Here is a 13313-nt window from a genome sequence, read left to right as displayed (position 1 = left end):
GATTGTGACGTGCAACACAAGGACAGCGTGCCTATTTCTCGACGCATGTCGCTTTGGGAATATGCCAATCCGAAAAAGTTCATGCAGGTCAGCGGCGCAGCCCTGCCTTGGGTCGGCGGGCTGGCCGCGCTGTGCCTTGCCGTCGGGCTGATATGGGGCTTCTTCTTCACCCCTGACGATTTCCGACAGGGATCGACGGTCAAGATCATCTATATCCACGTGCCCGCCGCGCTGATGGGCATCAACGCGTGGCTCATGATGCTGGTGACGTCGCTGATCTGGCTCGTGCGGCGCCACCATGTCAGCGCGCTGGCGGCCAAGGCCGCGGCGCCCGTGGGGCTTGTGATGACGGTGATCGCGCTGGCCACGGGCGCCATCTGGGGCCAGCCCATGTGGGGGACGTGGTGGGCGTGGGACCCGCGGCTGACCTCGTTCCTGATCCTCGGGCTGTTCTATCTGGGATACATCGCGCTCTGGGCCGCGATCGACAACCCAGACACGGCAGCGGACCTGACCTCGGTGCTGTGCCTTGTCGGGTCGGTCTTCGCGCTGCTGTCGCGCTACGCGGTGCTGTTCTGGAACCAGGGCCTGCACCAGGGCGCATCGCTGACGGTGACGCAGGACAACCCGATTTCCGACATCTATTACTGGCCGCTCATCACGAGCATTTCAGGCTTCGTACTGTTGTTCCTGACGCTGGTGCTGGTACGCACCCGGACAGAGATCCGCAGGCGCCGTCTTCAGGCCCTGCTGAACCGGGAGCGGATGGCATGATGCCGGAACTTGGGAAGTACGCGGTCGAGGTTATCTCGGCCTATGTCGTGTCGGTGGCCCTGCTGGGCGGGATCGTCTGGGCCAGCCTGCGGGAAGGCGCGCGCGTCCGCAGGGAACTGCGGTCGGTGGAAGCCCGCCGGGATCGCGCCGATGGCTAGGGTATCCCCGCTGGTGGCGCTGCCGCCCCTGATCTTCGCGGGGCTTGCGGTGCTGTTCTACACGGGTATGTTCCGCGAGAATCCCGATGCGCTGCCGTCCGCGGTGGCGGGCGAACCGGCCCCGCCCGTGGCGTTGCAGCCGCTTGGCGACAAGACACCGTTCGACGATGCGGCGCTGCGGGCGCCGGGCGTGAAGCTGGTGAATTTCTGGGCCAGCTGGTGCGCGCCCTGCCGGGTGGAGCACCCGAAGCTGGAACAGCTCGCCGACGAGGGCATCCCGATCTACGGCGTGAACTACAAGGACGAGCCGGACAAGGCGCTGCGTTTCCTGGCCGAACTGGGCGATCCCTATACCGCCATCGGCGCGGACGGGCCGGGGCGCATGGCGCTGGACTGGGGGCTTTACGGCGTGCCCGAGACCTATGTGATCGACGGGGATGGGACGGTGGTGCTTCGCTTCGCCGGTCCGATCACCGAGAGCGTTCTGGAAAACACGATCCGACCGGCGATCGCAGCTGCGTCCGAATAGGTCCACCACGCTTCGGACGTGAAAAAACCCGCGCCGAAGCGCGGGTTCTCCTTTCGATGTCGGGCGGATCAGGCCGCGCTGTCGGACTTGGCGAGGTTGCGCAGTACGTAATGCAGCACGCCGCCATGTTCGATGTATTCCTTCTCGATGGCGGTATCGATCCGGCACTTGAGCTGGATGGTCTTTTCCGTCCCGTCGGCATAGGTGATCGTGCAGGACACTTCGGACAGCGGCTTCAGGTCGCCCTCCAGCCCGTGGATCGCCACGGTTTCATCCCCCTTCAGGCCCAGCGATTTGCGCGTGTCGCCGCCGGTGAATTCGAACGGGATGACGCCCATGCCGACAAGGTTCGACCGGTGGATGCGTTCGAACGACTCAGCGATCACGGCCTTCACGCCCAGCAGGCTGGTGCCCTTGGCCGCCCAGTCGCGACTGGAGCCCGCGCCGTATTGCTCGCCGCCGAAGATCACCAGCGGGATGCCCTGATCCTGATAGGCCATGGCGGCATCGAAGATCGACATCTGGGTCCCGTCGGGGCCCTTGGTGTAGCCGCCTTCGACACCGTCCAGCATCTCGTTCTTGATGCGGATATTGGCGAAGGTGCCGCGCATCATGACCTCGTGGTTGCCGCGGCGCGAACCGTAGGAGTTGAATTCGCGCACCGGGACCTGACGCTCGACCAGGTACTTGCCCGCAGGCGTCGTGTCCTTGAACGATCCCGCGGGGCTGATGTGGTCGGTGGTGATCATGTCGCCGAGGATCGCCAGAACCTTCGCGCCCTCGATATTGCTGATCGTGCCCGGTTCGGCGGCCATGTCGCGGAAATAGGGCGGATTCTGCACATAGGTGGACGATGCGGGCCAGTCATAGGTCAGGCTGTCCGTGGTCTCGACCTGCTGCCACTTGTCGTCGCCCTTGAACACGTCTGCGTATTTCGACTGGAAGGCCTCGCGCGTGACGGTCTGTTCGACCAGTTCCGCGATTTCCTTCTGCGACGGCCAGATATCCTTCAGGTAGACGTCGTTGCCATCCTTGTCCTGTCCCAGCGGATCCTTGGCGATGTCGACATTCATGTCGCCGACCAGCGCGTAGGCCACCACCAGCGGCGGCGAGGCGAGGTAGTTGGCGCGCACGTCGGGGCTGATCCGGCCCTCGAAGTTGCGGTTGCCCGACAGGACCGACACGCCGATCAGGTCGTACTTGTTGATCGCCTCGGAAATCTCGGGTGCGAGCGGGCCGGAATTGCCGATGCAGGTCGTGCAGCCATAGCCCACGAGATTGAACCCGATCGCATCAAGATCGTCCTGAAGCTCGGCCGCTTCGAGATAGGCCGACACCACCTGGCTTCCGGGTGCGAGCGAGGTCTTGACCCAGGGCTTGCGGGTGAGGCCGAGCGCGCGCGCCTTGCGTGCCACCAGCCCGGCGCCGATCATCACGTAGGGGTTCGACGTGTTGGTGCAGGACGTGATCGACGCGATCACGATGGACCCGTCGTGCAACTGGTAGCTGCCGTCCTTGGCGCTGACATAGCCGCGCTTGTGGTGGCCTTCGTCGCCGGGAATGTCCGCGGGTTCGGGCTGGCCGCCTTCGCCTTCCCAGCGGATTTCTTCGACGGGGGTGGCATCCGCACCCTTGCTGCGCTGGCCCTTCACATAGGCGCCAAAGGTCTTGGCGGCGTCGGACAGCGCGACGAAATCCTGCGGACGCTTGGGCCCGGAAATGGCGGGCACCACCGTGGACATGTCCAGTTCCAGCGTGTCGGTGTAGACAGGCGCGTATCCCGGATCGCGCCACATGCCGTTGGCCTTGGCATAGGCCTCGACCAGCGCCACGCGCTCCTTGTCGCGGCCGGTCTGTTCCAGATACCGCAGGGTCTCTGCGTCGATGGGGAAGAAGCCGCAGGTCGCGCCGTATTCGGGGGCCATGTTGCCGATGGTCGCGCGGTCGGCGAGCGGGACGTTGTCGAGCCCGTCTCCGTAGAATTCGACGAACTTGCCGACCACGCCCTTGGCGCGCAGCATTTCCACGACCTTGAGCACAAGGTCCGTTGCCGTGGTGCCTTCGGTCATCGCGCCGGTCAGCTTGAAGCCCACGACTTCGGGGATCAGCATGGAGATCGGCTGGCCAAGCATCGCGGCCTCCGCCTCGATCCCGCCGACGCCCCAGCCCAGGACGGCCGCGCCGTTGACCATGGTGGTGTGGCTGTCCGTCCCGACGAGCGTGTCCGGATAGGCCACCGTGTCGCCGTTCTGGTCGCTGTCGGTCCAGACCGTCTGCGCGAGGTATTCAAGGTTCACCTGGTGGCAGATGCCGGTGCCCGGCGGGACCACGCGGAAATTGTCGAACGCCTTCTGGCCCCACTTGAGAAACGTGTAGCGTTCGATGTTGCGTTCGTATTCGCGGTCGACGTTCATCTGGAACGCGCGCGGATTTCCGAATTCGTCGATCATGACCGAATGGTCGATCACGAGATCCACCGGGTTCAGCGGGTTGATCTTCTCGGGGTCGCCCCCCAGCGCCTTGAGCCCGTCGCGCATGGCCGCAAGATCCACCACGGCCGGGACCCCGGTAAAATCCTGCATCAGGACGCGCGCGGGGCGATACGCGATCTCGCGCGGGTTCCTGCCGCCCTGCTCGGCCCAGTCGGCAAAGGCCTTGATGTCGTCCACCGTGACGGTCTTGCCGTCCTCGAACCGCAGCATGTTTTCCAGCACGACCTTGAGCGCCGCAGGCAGTTTCGAGAAGTCGCCCAGCCCGGCGGCTTCGGCCGCCGGGATCGAGTAATAGGCGACTGTCTGGTTCCCCGCCGTGAGCGTCTTGCGCGTCTTGGCGGTGTCCTGACCAACGATTATCGTCATGGCGTGTGATCTCCCGGAATGAAGCGGAGTTGAGCTGGGATCGGTATGCCCCTGCGGCAGAAGCCGATCAAGGGCACGCGGGTGCGACTTATTGTATACCGTCGCACACCGAAACGCAATGCAGCGGGTCTCGAAAGGGTGATTGGCAGGGTTGCCGTCCATCGCCTAGATATGAGCGGCGTTGGGGTACGACAGAAGGGGCCAGGGGATGAGACGGCGCGCGCGGGAACTCAGGCGGGGACTGGTCCGGAGGGTTCTCGGCTTGACATTGGCGGTGTCTGCGGCAGCCGGACCTGGCCTGGCAGAAGAGTCGAACGCGCCCGTGGTGGTCGAACTGTTCACGTCGCAGGGATGCGCGGCATGCCCGCCCGCCGATGCGTTTCTGGCGGAACTGGCGCAAGATCCCGGTGTCCTGCCGCTCGCGCTGCACGTGGATTACTGGGATTACATCGGCTGGACGGACCGGTTTGCCAAGGCCGCGTTTACCAAGCGTCAGAAGACCTATGCCCACGCCGCCGGGCAGCGCATGATCTATACGCCGCAGATGATCGTGGCCGGGCGAGTTGAGATCGCGGGCACCAAGAAAGGCCGCATACACGACGCAATCGCAGCGGAACAGGACCGGCCCGCGGTGATGCGGATCGACATCGAGGCGCGGGACGATGGCGGTGTCCGGGTGCGACTGACGCCCCTCGCCGCGATGGAACCCGCGGCCGAGGTGATCGTGGTGCGCTATGCGCCCCTGCGCGAGATCGAGATCAGCCGCGGCGAGAACGCGGGCCACACGCTCCACTATGCGAATGTCGTCACGGATTGGGCGGTTCTGGGTACCTGGGACGGACAGTCGCCCGCGGAATTCGCCATCCCCGCGCCGCCCGAACCGCAACCCGGCGCGGTTCTCGTGCAAGCGGCCGGGCAGGGGCCCATACTCTCCGCCGCGCGGCTCGACTAGTTCCAGTGTATCCTGACGGATGCGTCACGCCGGCTCTGCGGACCGATCGAGATCGGGTTTCCATCGCCGGTGAATCCACAGCCATTGATCCATGTCCGACCGGACACGCGCTTCAAGGCTGTCGTTGATTGCTTGCGTCATGATTTCGGGCGTGCTGTGCGGGATCGGCGCCTCGGCGACGATATCGAACGTCGCACCGCGCCGGATACCGTAGACAGGAACCAGAAGCGCGCCGTATTTCAGTGCCATCTCTGCGGCCGACAGCGACGTTGGCGCGGGTTTGCCGAAAAAGCGCAGAACAGCGCCGCCGTGTACATACTGGTCCAGCAGGATCGCGACCGTGTTGCCGGCGCGCAGGAACCTTACCATCTGTGCAAGACCCCGGCGCCCGCGCGGAAATACGGGTGCGGCGATCCGGCTGAGCGCGTCGTGGAATATCCGGTCGAGGGCGGGATCGTCGACGGGCCGGTAGAGCGCGCCGATCTCGTGGCCGCGGCGGCCCAGCGCACAGCGTGCGGCATCGAAATTGCCGAAGTGCCCGCTGACCACGATAATCGGCTGGCCGGAGTTGCGCGCAGCGTCCAGCGCGTCCAGCCCGGGTCCCGTCATGGGAATGCGCGAAACGCGATCGATGAAGGGTTTTCCCGCCGCGATTTCGCCCAGCATGCGGCCCGTATTCGCGGGAACTGCGCGGGTCAACCGCCGTACCTCCGACACGGGCATGTCGGGCAGGACGTGGGCGAGGTTCTCGCGGATGCGCCGGTCATATCCCGCGATCGGGGCAAAGACCCGAGCCATGATCCAGGCGATCACGGCGATCCGCGGCGCATAGGGCAAGAGGGACGGTATCCAAAGTAGTGCAAGGATGGCGCGTCGGGTCCACGGATTCCCCTGCGTCGTGCCTTGCCTGTCGCTGTCCGCAGCCATGCGTCCGCTCCGATCCCGTGCCCGATCCACCCGCCGACCGGGCCAGCGCCGGTATAGGCCGGGCTGTGCGGCGCGGGCAACCGCCGAAGACGAGACTCGCATTTGCCGCCTCGTATCCTCGCACGCGGCGTCGAAGCTCGCGTCAGGTTAAATGGTGGGCGCTCGGGGGTGTGTTGGCGGCAGGAAACTTGTTGCGGACCGCATTTCGGGCAAACAGCTTCACGGTGTCGCGCGCATCAGGACCTGGGCCAGTTCTGCCGCCTCGGCGCGTAGTCGCGCTGAGCGGGCGATGCTGTCGGCAGCCGAGGCGATCGCGGCATCCGCCGCGAGCCGTCTCGGCGATATCGTTGTGCCGTCCGGAAACTCGCTGATCGCGCCGGTGCCTGTGCCGGTGTCGGTTCCAACCTCGCCTGCGGCCGGTCGCAACTGCGGAGGTTCGTCACCGTTTCGTGCCCCCAGGATTTCGGAGCGGACTGCGGCGACACGCGACGAGAATGCGCGCCGCACCTCCTCGGGCAGCTGCTCATACCACGGTCGTTCCGTCAGTCGGGCATCCAGCAGGATCAAGGCGCCGGGACCGAGTTGACTTGCCGCGGCGCGGAGCGTCTCGACCATAGCGGCCTCGATGTCCGGGCGCATGATGCCCCGCCGCCCCATGCGCGCGTCGAGATGCGACAGTGCATCTAGCGGCCGACCAGCCCGGTTGAGGGCCGACACGTAGACACCCGTTGCCGCATCGGCCTCTGCCGTACTTGGTGCTTCCTGTATCCATGCCTCGATCAGAATTCGGTCTTCCTGTGCGAACCGACCGGCAGCGATCGTATCGATGACATCTCCGCTCACATCTGGGTCGAAGAACGGCGTGTCCGGCAGTGCAGGCCGATCATCGGCGCGAGACGATCCTGCGACTGCCCGCGGGTTGTCAGGGTCAGGGCCATCGCCCGTGCGCTGGTATGTGAAACGCGCCGATTGCGCGAGTTCCGAGAATCCCGCTGCGGCGAGTCTTGCTTCCAGCCGTGCTGCGAGGTGCGCGCGCAATGGCGGTGGAAGGCGCGACAGCGTCGCCACGAGTGCGCGGCTGCCGTCCTCTGTCAACTCCACCTCTTCTGGTGAGGCAAGCGTGGCAATAAGGCCGGGTACGCCATCGCAGTGCCGAACGGGCTGAAGATCCCCGGCGGCCGACCGCGCCGGTGCGTCGACGGATTGGGCGATCCGTGCCAGCAGCAAGCCCGATCCGGCAGGCAATGCGCTTTCGGAAAATGCAACGGCAGCCTCTGCGCCGAAGCCGAGTGACAGGTAGGCTAATGCGCGCGCGGTCTGCCCGTCGTCGGCTTCGGCCTCCGTCTCGATCCGTTGCCACGCAGTCGAAGGCGTGATCTCCAGCAATTCGTCAAGCAAGGAAATGCTCTGACAGAGCGCCGACTGCGCGAGGCGCGCATCGTCCGGTTCCGCGCGATCAAGCGCACTGCGTGTCTCGATGCCCTGACCTTCCAAACGGGTATCCAGATCGCTCCGGTTCAGCAGTCCCCCGGACGTCGCGCGGGCCACAGCGGTGGCGAGCGCGTTCGGATCGATCTGATCTGACGGCGGAACCGCCGGCATGAACGCGACCAGCGACGGAACCGAATTGTCTTGCGGCGTGTCGGCGCCGAACAGGCGGGGGAGTGACGGGGCGGCGCGGCGTCGGTCAGAAGCGGTGACCGCCTGTTCAGGCGTTCCGGCCGGGTCCGGGCCGTCGCGCATGTCAACGGCGATGATGTCTGGGCGTGCGCGGAAGAGCGACAGGTGGCAGTCGCAATCCGACCCGATCCAGACCCGGCCGTCGCGAAGTTCGATGTCGCGGATGCGTGTACGCGGAATGAAACTGAACACTTCCGATGTATCCAGCGCGACCGGCGCAGGTTCGATGCCTATCACGTAGCCGTCGTCGGTTCGCAGTACGGACCAGTCATCGACTTTTGCCGGAAGGTAGAAGACCAGTCGCGTGAAACTGTCATGTTCGCCTGAGCGCACGCGCGTATCCGCCGCTGACGATCCTGGCGTGAGACAGAGCAACATGAGAATAAGTAGGTGGCTCGCCTGCTTCATGCCGCGCGGCTCCGTGCTTCCTTGAGCGAGTCGCTCAAGTCGCCGAATGACGGACGCACATGGGCGGGGACGGACTGCCTTCCGACTTCGATGCAAATGTTGGTCGGGTGCTTTTGCAGGTTCGCGATCAGGACGTCGCCAATGATCTGGTAGAAATGTTGATCCTCTTCCCGAATGGCGCGAATGCGCGCCGCTAGTGGACCGACAAGACCATAAGCGAGGAAGACACCGAGAAACGTTCCGACAAGCGCCCCGCCGATCAGCTTGCCGAGAACTTCGGGAGGCTGGTCGATCGATGCCATTGTCTTGATCACCCCCAGAACGGCCGCCACGATCCCGAGCGCGGGCAACCCATCGGCCATTGTCTGAAGCGCGTGGCTTGTATGAAGTCGGTGCTGGAACTTTTCACGAAGCCGTCCTTCGAGCAGATCCTCTACTTGGTGGGGATCGCTGTAATTCATCGAAGCCGATCGGAACGTGTCGGCGATCAAGGACACCGCTTCCTTGTCTGACTGGATCTTCGGGTAGCGTTCGAAGAGCGTGGATGACGCCGGTTCCTCGATATGGCGTTCAAGCTCCACGGGGTTCTGCCGCGCCAGCCGGATCAGTTCCGACAAGAGGCACAGCAGATCGCGGTAGTCAGCGTTCTTCCATTGCGGTCCGCGAAAAACCTGCCCGATGTCGCGAAAGACGGCCTTCACTGTCGATCCGTCGTTCGAGATCAGAAAGGCGCCTGTTGCGGCACCGCCAATCATCACGAACTCGAAGGGCAAGGCCTTGAGAATGATTCCCATCTTGCCGCCCGCAAGCAGGTAACCGCCGAAAACCATGATGAAAACCGCCGCAATTCCGGCAACTGCAAGCATCGGTCTGCTCCTGTCTCAAGTGCAATCGCGCGGCATCCGCGCTCAGAGGTTTCTTCCGGCCAGGACGACACTGATCGAATAGGCCTTCTCCGCTTCCAACTCGGCGATGACACGTGCTGCGACCTCGGGTTGCATCCGCGCGAGGAACCCGGCAGCGAAATCCGGTGTCATCTCGGAAAAAATCCGGGCGCTGTCCTTTGGTTTCATCGCCTCGTACACGCTCACCAACTGCGCAATGTCGGTTTCTGCTGCCGTGCGCGCGAGCGAGAGCATCCGTTCAAGGCGCTCTTCCGCAGCCTCGAGCTCGTTCAGTTGGGAAAGGATGCTGAGCGCAAGCGTATCAGCCTCCTGTTCACGCCGCTCCAGTTCCGCTTCTCGGGTTGCGAGTTCCGCCTTGCGGGCTTCGACCTCGGCAAGAAGCGATTCCAGAACGTTCGCGCCGCTGGCGAAATCACGTTCCGGATATCGGGACAGGGCAGAGAAATCCGTGTCGGATACATCGCGCGCCAGTGCAGGCAGAGGACCAGCGGTAAGCCGGATTCCCGCCGACAAGATGAACAGGCCGATCAGGACGGCGGTGACGTTGCCGTTGCGTGTACGTGACTGGTGTCGGCTGCGGGTCATGTTTCCCTCTCCGCTGCTGCATCGGAAAAGAGCCTTCGTCTGAACGACGCCGGTTGCGGTTCCGGTCGCGGGCCTTGCGTCTTTGGCGCGGTGCGTACCGGTGGGGATGCGGCAAGTGCCGCGACAATGGCTGCCTCGGCCCTTCCGGCCTCTTCGATGGCGGAGCGCAAGCGCTTGTCCACGTCCTCGGCACGTTCACGCGACCCTTCGAGGGTTCGTTCAAGCCGTTCGACCTGTTCTGACAGGGTCGCGATGGCCTTACCGATCCCACCTTCGGCGGAATTGAGCGTCGACAGGCGTCGCGACAGAATGAAACAGTAGAAAGCTGCGCCAAGGGCAGCCGCAATCAGAAGAAGGTCTGCGATAAACTCCATGCAGATTACCTCATGAAATCAGGAATTGCGTGACAAGGAGGTCTTCGATGAGGCCGTCGCCCGCGGCGACCTGCAATCGCCTGAGCAGTTGCATCCGCATGCGCAGGAGGGTGTCGGGGTCCTCGATATCGGTCAGGTCGATCGACCTGAGATAGGTGTTCATCGTGTCCTCCAGCCGTGGTGACAGGGCGCGGACCTCGGCCTCGGCGCCCATCGGGACCTCCAACTGGAGTTCGAGACGAAGTTGGCGCACCGGATCCGTGCGCGGTATCGTCACCATGAATGGCTCCATTTCGAGATACACCACGCCCGGCGGCGTAGCGGTACCTTCGGAACCCGCAGCCATCGTGCCACGGTCTGCCGGCAATCCTGGTACGAGGCCGTTGCCCACGGCCATGTAGCCTGTTGCTCCCAGGGCTAAGGCAGTGATCGTGGCAAGCACGAGGGGTGCGCGCTGGCTCGCGCCCGTTGCCTCCGGTGTCTCTTCCTGAACGCGGGATTCAGCCATCCTGCAACTCCCTTCATCGTTGTCACGTCGATAGCACCGAGTCGGCTAACCGACTGTTAATCCGCATCAGTCATTTCTCGGGAAAACACGTTGAACACGCGAGAGGAGCGATTCTTGAACGAGATGCTCGGTCTTTGGAGGGCGCTGTCGCCGCGCAGGCGCGTCATCGTCGCGGTCGCGACCCTTGGTGTCTTTCTCGGACTTCTTGGGCTGTCGCGCATGGCGGCGACACCCGACATGGCGTTGCTTTATGGCGGTCTCGATGGGCGTCAGGCGGGTGAAATGATCCAGGCGCTGGACGCGGCCGCTGCACGGTACGAAGTTCGCGGGGACGCGATCTTCGTGGACGCGTCGCGGCGGGATGCCCTGCGCATGCAGCTGGCGGCGGACGGCATGCTGGCGGGGTCCGGTGCCGGGTACGAGATTCTCGATGGCCTGTCCGGGTTCGGAACGACGTCGCAGATGTTCGATGCAGCCTACTGGCGCGCCAAGGAAGGCGAACTGGCGCGGACGATACTGGCAGGTCCGGGCATCCGGCAGGTCCGGGTGCACATCGCGCAACCGCCAGGGGGAAGCTTCCGGCGCGATACCGATGTGACCGCATCCATCACGGTGACCGCGGCAGCCGGCGGGCTGACAGCCGCACGGGCGCAAGCGTTCCGATTTCTCGTGGCGTCCGCCGTGCCGGGGCTGACACCGGACCGTGTCGCCGTTGTCGATGCCGTGACCGGGAAGCTGATCGGGGACGAAGCCGAGCCCGGCAATCTCGGCTCTGGCTCCCGGGCCCAAGAGGAATCGCTGCGCAATGCGGTCGAACGATTGCTGACAGCGCGGTTCGGCCCTGAAAATGCGATCGTGGAAGTATCGATCAGTCCGGTGACGGACGCAGAGACGATCCGCGAACGGCGGGTCGACCCGCAATCTCGCGTAGCGATCAGCACCAATGTCGAGGAAATTACCACCTCGGAAAGCAATGCCGGAGGCGACGCGGTGACCGTTGCAAGCAACCTGCCGGATGGCGATGCTGCGGACGGCGCTGCCGGCTCGCAAAGCCAGAACGCGGAAACACGAACGGTCACGAATTTCGAGATTTCCGAGGTGATCCGGGATATCGAACGGATGCCGGGTGCCGTGAAGCGCCTGACCGTGGCTGTCCTCGTGAATCGACGCGCAATCGGTACGGAGCCGGAAGCGATCGACGCCGAGCTCGGCGACGTGCGCGAACTGGTCGCAGCCACTGTCGGCTTTGACGAGGCGCGGGGCGACACAATTACCGTCAAGGCACTTGCATTCGAGCCGACGGTCGAACGCGGGACATCGGCGGCGCGGAGCGGCTTCGCGGAAATCCTCGCCGAGAACCCGATGCGCCTCGTTCAGCTGGTGGTTCTTGCTCTTGTCACGATCATACTCGCGGTGTTCGTGATCCGTCCGATCCTGGCAAGCCGCCGGCGACCCCTCCCGGCGGATATGGACGACGCTGCTGTCTCGCAGGCCATGGCGCCGGTTGCACTTGGGAACAGCACTGCGCGGGCTGAACCGGTTCCGGCGGGTGCGCCGACCGCCGCGGGGTCCGAGACGATGCCAGGCATCATGGCCTTGCCCTCGGCCGTTTCCGAGGTGGCAGACGGTTCGGCGAGTCATACCGGCGATCCCGTCACGCGCCTGAAGACAATGATCGAAGCCCGTCAACCCGACACGCTCGAGATCCTGCGCAATTGGCTTGAAGACGAGAAACTCGGGGAGAAGGCGTGATGGTGCGTGCCTTCGTTCCAGAGAATTTCGATATGTTCGGGACCACCCCGCAAGCCGACCCGCAGCCGGATGCCCGCGCTGTGGAGGCAGAACGGCTGAGCGCCTTCGAAAGGGGGTACGAGGCCGGCTGGGACGACTCCGCGAATGCGCTTTCCGCGGAAAGAAAGGCAATATCCGCCGATTTTGCTGCTAACCTGGGGGACCTGTCGTTCACCTATCATGAAGCACGCGGACATGTCCTGCGTCAGCTTGAAGAACTCGTCACAACGACCTTCGCGCGAATTCTTCCAGAGTACGCGCGGCACGTGCTGCCGCGTGTGGTCTGGACCCAGATCAGCGAGGTTGCGGCAGAAGCGGCCGGCGCGCCCGTGACGCTGCTTGTCGCACCGGGCGCGTTGCCGCTTTTTGACGAGATTCTGCCAAAGGACCCAGGATTTCCCCTCTCGGTGGTAGAGGAGCCGACCCTTGCCGATGGGCAGGTCTTCATCCGCTCCCAGAAGGGGGAGGTGGCGGTGGATCATGCAACTGCTCTCGCCGAGATCGAGTTGGCAGTTCGGCAGTTCTTTGCCGCACACGCGAACGATGAAGAAGGAATGAAGGTTCATGGATAACTCGACCCGGCCCACGGAAGCCCCGCGGAAGCCCTTCGTGAAGCTGCCCATCGAAGTGCGAGTCACCGTCGGGCGTGCACGGCCAACCATAGAGGAGTTGCTGTCGTTCGCACCGGAAAGCCTTTTGCCGCTTGACCGTTCGGTCAGCGACCCCGTGGAGTTGTATGTCGGCGACAAGCTGATCGCGCGCGGGCAGCTCGAAGAGATCGAAGACGGTTCCGGCGGCCAGCTTGCCGTCCGCTTGACCGAGGTCGCGGATGATGCGCAGGCTTTCTGAAGCGCTGCGCAAGGG

Annotated in this window: 14 protein-coding genes; 7 read left to right on the top strand and 7 right to left on the bottom strand. The window is 64.2% G+C overall.

Translation table 11 applies throughout. The features are described from left to right. Positions 1-45 precede the first annotated feature (45 nt). From ccmC to DDE13_RS05625, 3 genes are read left to right on the top strand one after another with little or no spacing between them, the layout of a single operon-like run. Positions 46-774: a heme ABC transporter permease CcmC gene (gene ccmC, locus DDE13_RS05635; protein ID WP_111402303.1), complete on the top strand. Its 729-nt coding sequence runs from the start codon at positions 46-48 to the stop codon at positions 772-774. Further along, positions 771-932, top strand: coding sequence for a heme exporter protein CcmD (ccmD, locus tag DDE13_RS05630; RefSeq protein ID WP_111402301.1), 162 nt, complete (start codon positions 771-773; stop codon positions 930-932). Before ccmC ends, ccmD begins: the two co-directional genes overlap by 4 nt. Next, complete coding sequence (locus DDE13_RS05625; protein WP_111402299.1) at positions 925-1461, top strand: DsbE family thiol:disulfide interchange protein; 537 nt, start codon at positions 925-927, stop codon at positions 1459-1461. Before ccmD ends, DDE13_RS05625 begins: the two co-directional genes overlap by 8 nt. A 68-nt stretch (positions 1462-1529) precedes the next feature. Here the strand turns inward: DDE13_RS05625 and acnA are convergent, their stop codons facing one another. Beyond that, positions 1530-4319, bottom strand: coding sequence for an aconitate hydratase AcnA (acnA, locus tag DDE13_RS05620; protein WP_111402297.1), 2790 nt, complete (start codon positions 4317-4319; stop codon positions 1530-1532). 262 nt (positions 4320-4581) lie between these two features. On the opposite strand from acnA, the gene DDE13_RS05615 reads away from it, so the two are divergent. Continuing rightward, entirely contained in the window at positions 4582-5271 is a 690-nt protein-coding gene (locus tag DDE13_RS05615) for a DUF1223 domain-containing protein (RefSeq protein WP_235868599.1), read from the top strand. A 24-nt stretch (positions 5272-5295) separates the two neighbouring features. Here the strand turns inward: DDE13_RS05615 and DDE13_RS05610 are convergent, their stop codons facing one another. The 6 genes from DDE13_RS05610 to DDE13_RS05585 form a co-directional block, all read right to left on the bottom strand. Further along, positions 5296-6198: a lysophospholipid acyltransferase family protein gene (locus DDE13_RS05610; RefSeq protein ID WP_111402293.1), complete on the bottom strand. Its 903-nt coding sequence runs from the start codon at positions 6196-6198 to the stop codon at positions 5296-5298. Between the two features lie 219 nt (positions 6199-6417). Then, the gene (locus DDE13_RS05605) at positions 6418-8211 is read right to left on the bottom strand and encodes a hypothetical protein (protein WP_111402291.1); all 1794 of its coding nucleotides are present in this window, start codon (positions 8209-8211) and stop codon (positions 6418-6420) included. A 71-nt stretch (positions 8212-8282) separates the two neighbouring features. Further along, the gene (gene motA, locus DDE13_RS05600; RefSeq protein WP_111402289.1) at positions 8283-9152 is read right to left on the bottom strand and encodes a flagellar motor stator protein MotA; all 870 of its coding nucleotides are present in this window, start codon (positions 9150-9152) and stop codon (positions 8283-8285) included. 42 nt (positions 9153-9194) lie between these two features. Next, the gene (locus tag DDE13_RS05595; protein ID WP_111402287.1) at positions 9195-9776 is read right to left on the bottom strand and encodes a MotE family protein; all 582 of its coding nucleotides are present in this window, start codon (positions 9774-9776) and stop codon (positions 9195-9197) included. Continuing rightward, positions 9773-10150: a hypothetical protein gene (locus DDE13_RS05590; RefSeq protein WP_111402285.1), complete on the bottom strand. Its 378-nt coding sequence runs from the start codon at positions 10148-10150 to the stop codon at positions 9773-9775. The genes DDE13_RS05595 and DDE13_RS05590 overlap by 4 nt, the downstream gene beginning before the upstream one ends. A 10-nt stretch (positions 10151-10160) precedes the next feature. Beyond that, positions 10161-10658, bottom strand: a complete 498-nt coding sequence (locus DDE13_RS05585) for a flagellar basal body-associated FliL family protein (RefSeq protein WP_111402283.1) — start codon at positions 10656-10658, stop codon at positions 10161-10163. 123 nt (positions 10659-10781) lie between these two features. Here DDE13_RS05585 and fliF point away from each other — a divergent pair, with 123 nt between their 5' ends. From fliF to DDE13_RS05570, 3 genes are read left to right on the top strand one after another with little or no spacing between them, the layout of a single operon-like run. Continuing rightward, positions 10782-12410: a flagellar basal-body MS-ring/collar protein FliF gene (gene fliF / locus DDE13_RS05580; protein ID WP_111402338.1), complete on the top strand. Its 1629-nt coding sequence runs from the start codon at positions 10782-10784 to the stop codon at positions 12408-12410. Further along, the gene (locus DDE13_RS05575) at positions 12410-13021 is read left to right on the top strand and encodes a FliH/SctL family protein (RefSeq protein WP_111402281.1); all 612 of its coding nucleotides are present in this window, start codon (positions 12410-12412) and stop codon (positions 13019-13021) included. Before fliF ends, DDE13_RS05575 begins: the two co-directional genes overlap by 1 nt. Next, complete coding sequence (locus DDE13_RS05570; RefSeq protein ID WP_111402279.1) at positions 13014-13298, top strand: FliM/FliN family flagellar motor switch protein; 285 nt, start codon at positions 13014-13016, stop codon at positions 13296-13298. Before DDE13_RS05575 ends, DDE13_RS05570 begins: the two co-directional genes overlap by 8 nt. The last annotated feature ends 15 nt before the right edge of the window (positions 13299-13313 follow it).

The sequence above is a fragment of the Meridianimarinicoccus zhengii genome, from assembly GCF_003254465.1.
GTDB lineage: Bacteria > Pseudomonadota > Alphaproteobacteria > Rhodobacterales > Rhodobacteraceae > Meridianimarinicoccus > Meridianimarinicoccus zhengii.
This window is presented reverse-complemented; position numbering and strand designations above follow the sequence as displayed.

Coding starts and splice junctions, on each gene's coding strand:
- DDE13_RS05570 (WP_111402279.1), top strand. CDS start 13,014: ATGGATAACTCGACCCGGCCCACGGAAGCCCCGCGGAAGCCCTTCGTG.
- DDE13_RS05590 (WP_111402285.1), bottom strand. CDS start 10,150: ATGGAGTTTATCGCAGACCTTCTTCTGATTGCGGCTGCCCTTGGCGCA.
- DDE13_RS05595 (WP_111402287.1), bottom strand. CDS start 9,776: ATGACCCGCAGCCGACACCAGTCACGTACACGCAACGGCAACGTCACC.
- DDE13_RS05585 (WP_111402283.1), bottom strand. CDS start 10,658: ATGGCTGAATCCCGCGTTCAGGAAGAGACACCGGAGGCAACGGGCGCG.
- acnA (WP_111402297.1), bottom strand. CDS start 4,319: ATGACGATAATCGTTGGTCAGGACACCGCCAAGACGCGCAAGACGCTC.
- DDE13_RS05575 (WP_111402281.1), top strand. CDS start 12,410: ATGGTGCGTGCCTTCGTTCCAGAGAATTTCGATATGTTCGGGACCACC.
- fliF (WP_111402338.1), top strand. CDS start 10,782: ATGCTCGGTCTTTGGAGGGCGCTGTCGCCGCGCAGGCGCGTCATCGTC.
- motA (WP_111402289.1), bottom strand. CDS start 9,152: ATGCTTGCAGTTGCCGGAATTGCGGCGGTTTTCATCATGGTTTTCGGC.
- DDE13_RS05625 (WP_111402299.1), top strand. CDS start 925: ATGGCTAGGGTATCCCCGCTGGTGGCGCTGCCGCCCCTGATCTTCGCG.
- ccmC (WP_111402303.1), top strand. CDS start 46: ATGTCGCTTTGGGAATATGCCAATCCGAAAAAGTTCATGCAGGTCAGC.
- DDE13_RS05610 (WP_111402293.1), bottom strand. CDS start 6,198: ATGGCTGCGGACAGCGACAGGCAAGGCACGACGCAGGGGAATCCGTGG.
- ccmD (WP_111402301.1), top strand. CDS start 771: ATGATGCCGGAACTTGGGAAGTACGCGGTCGAGGTTATCTCGGCCTAT.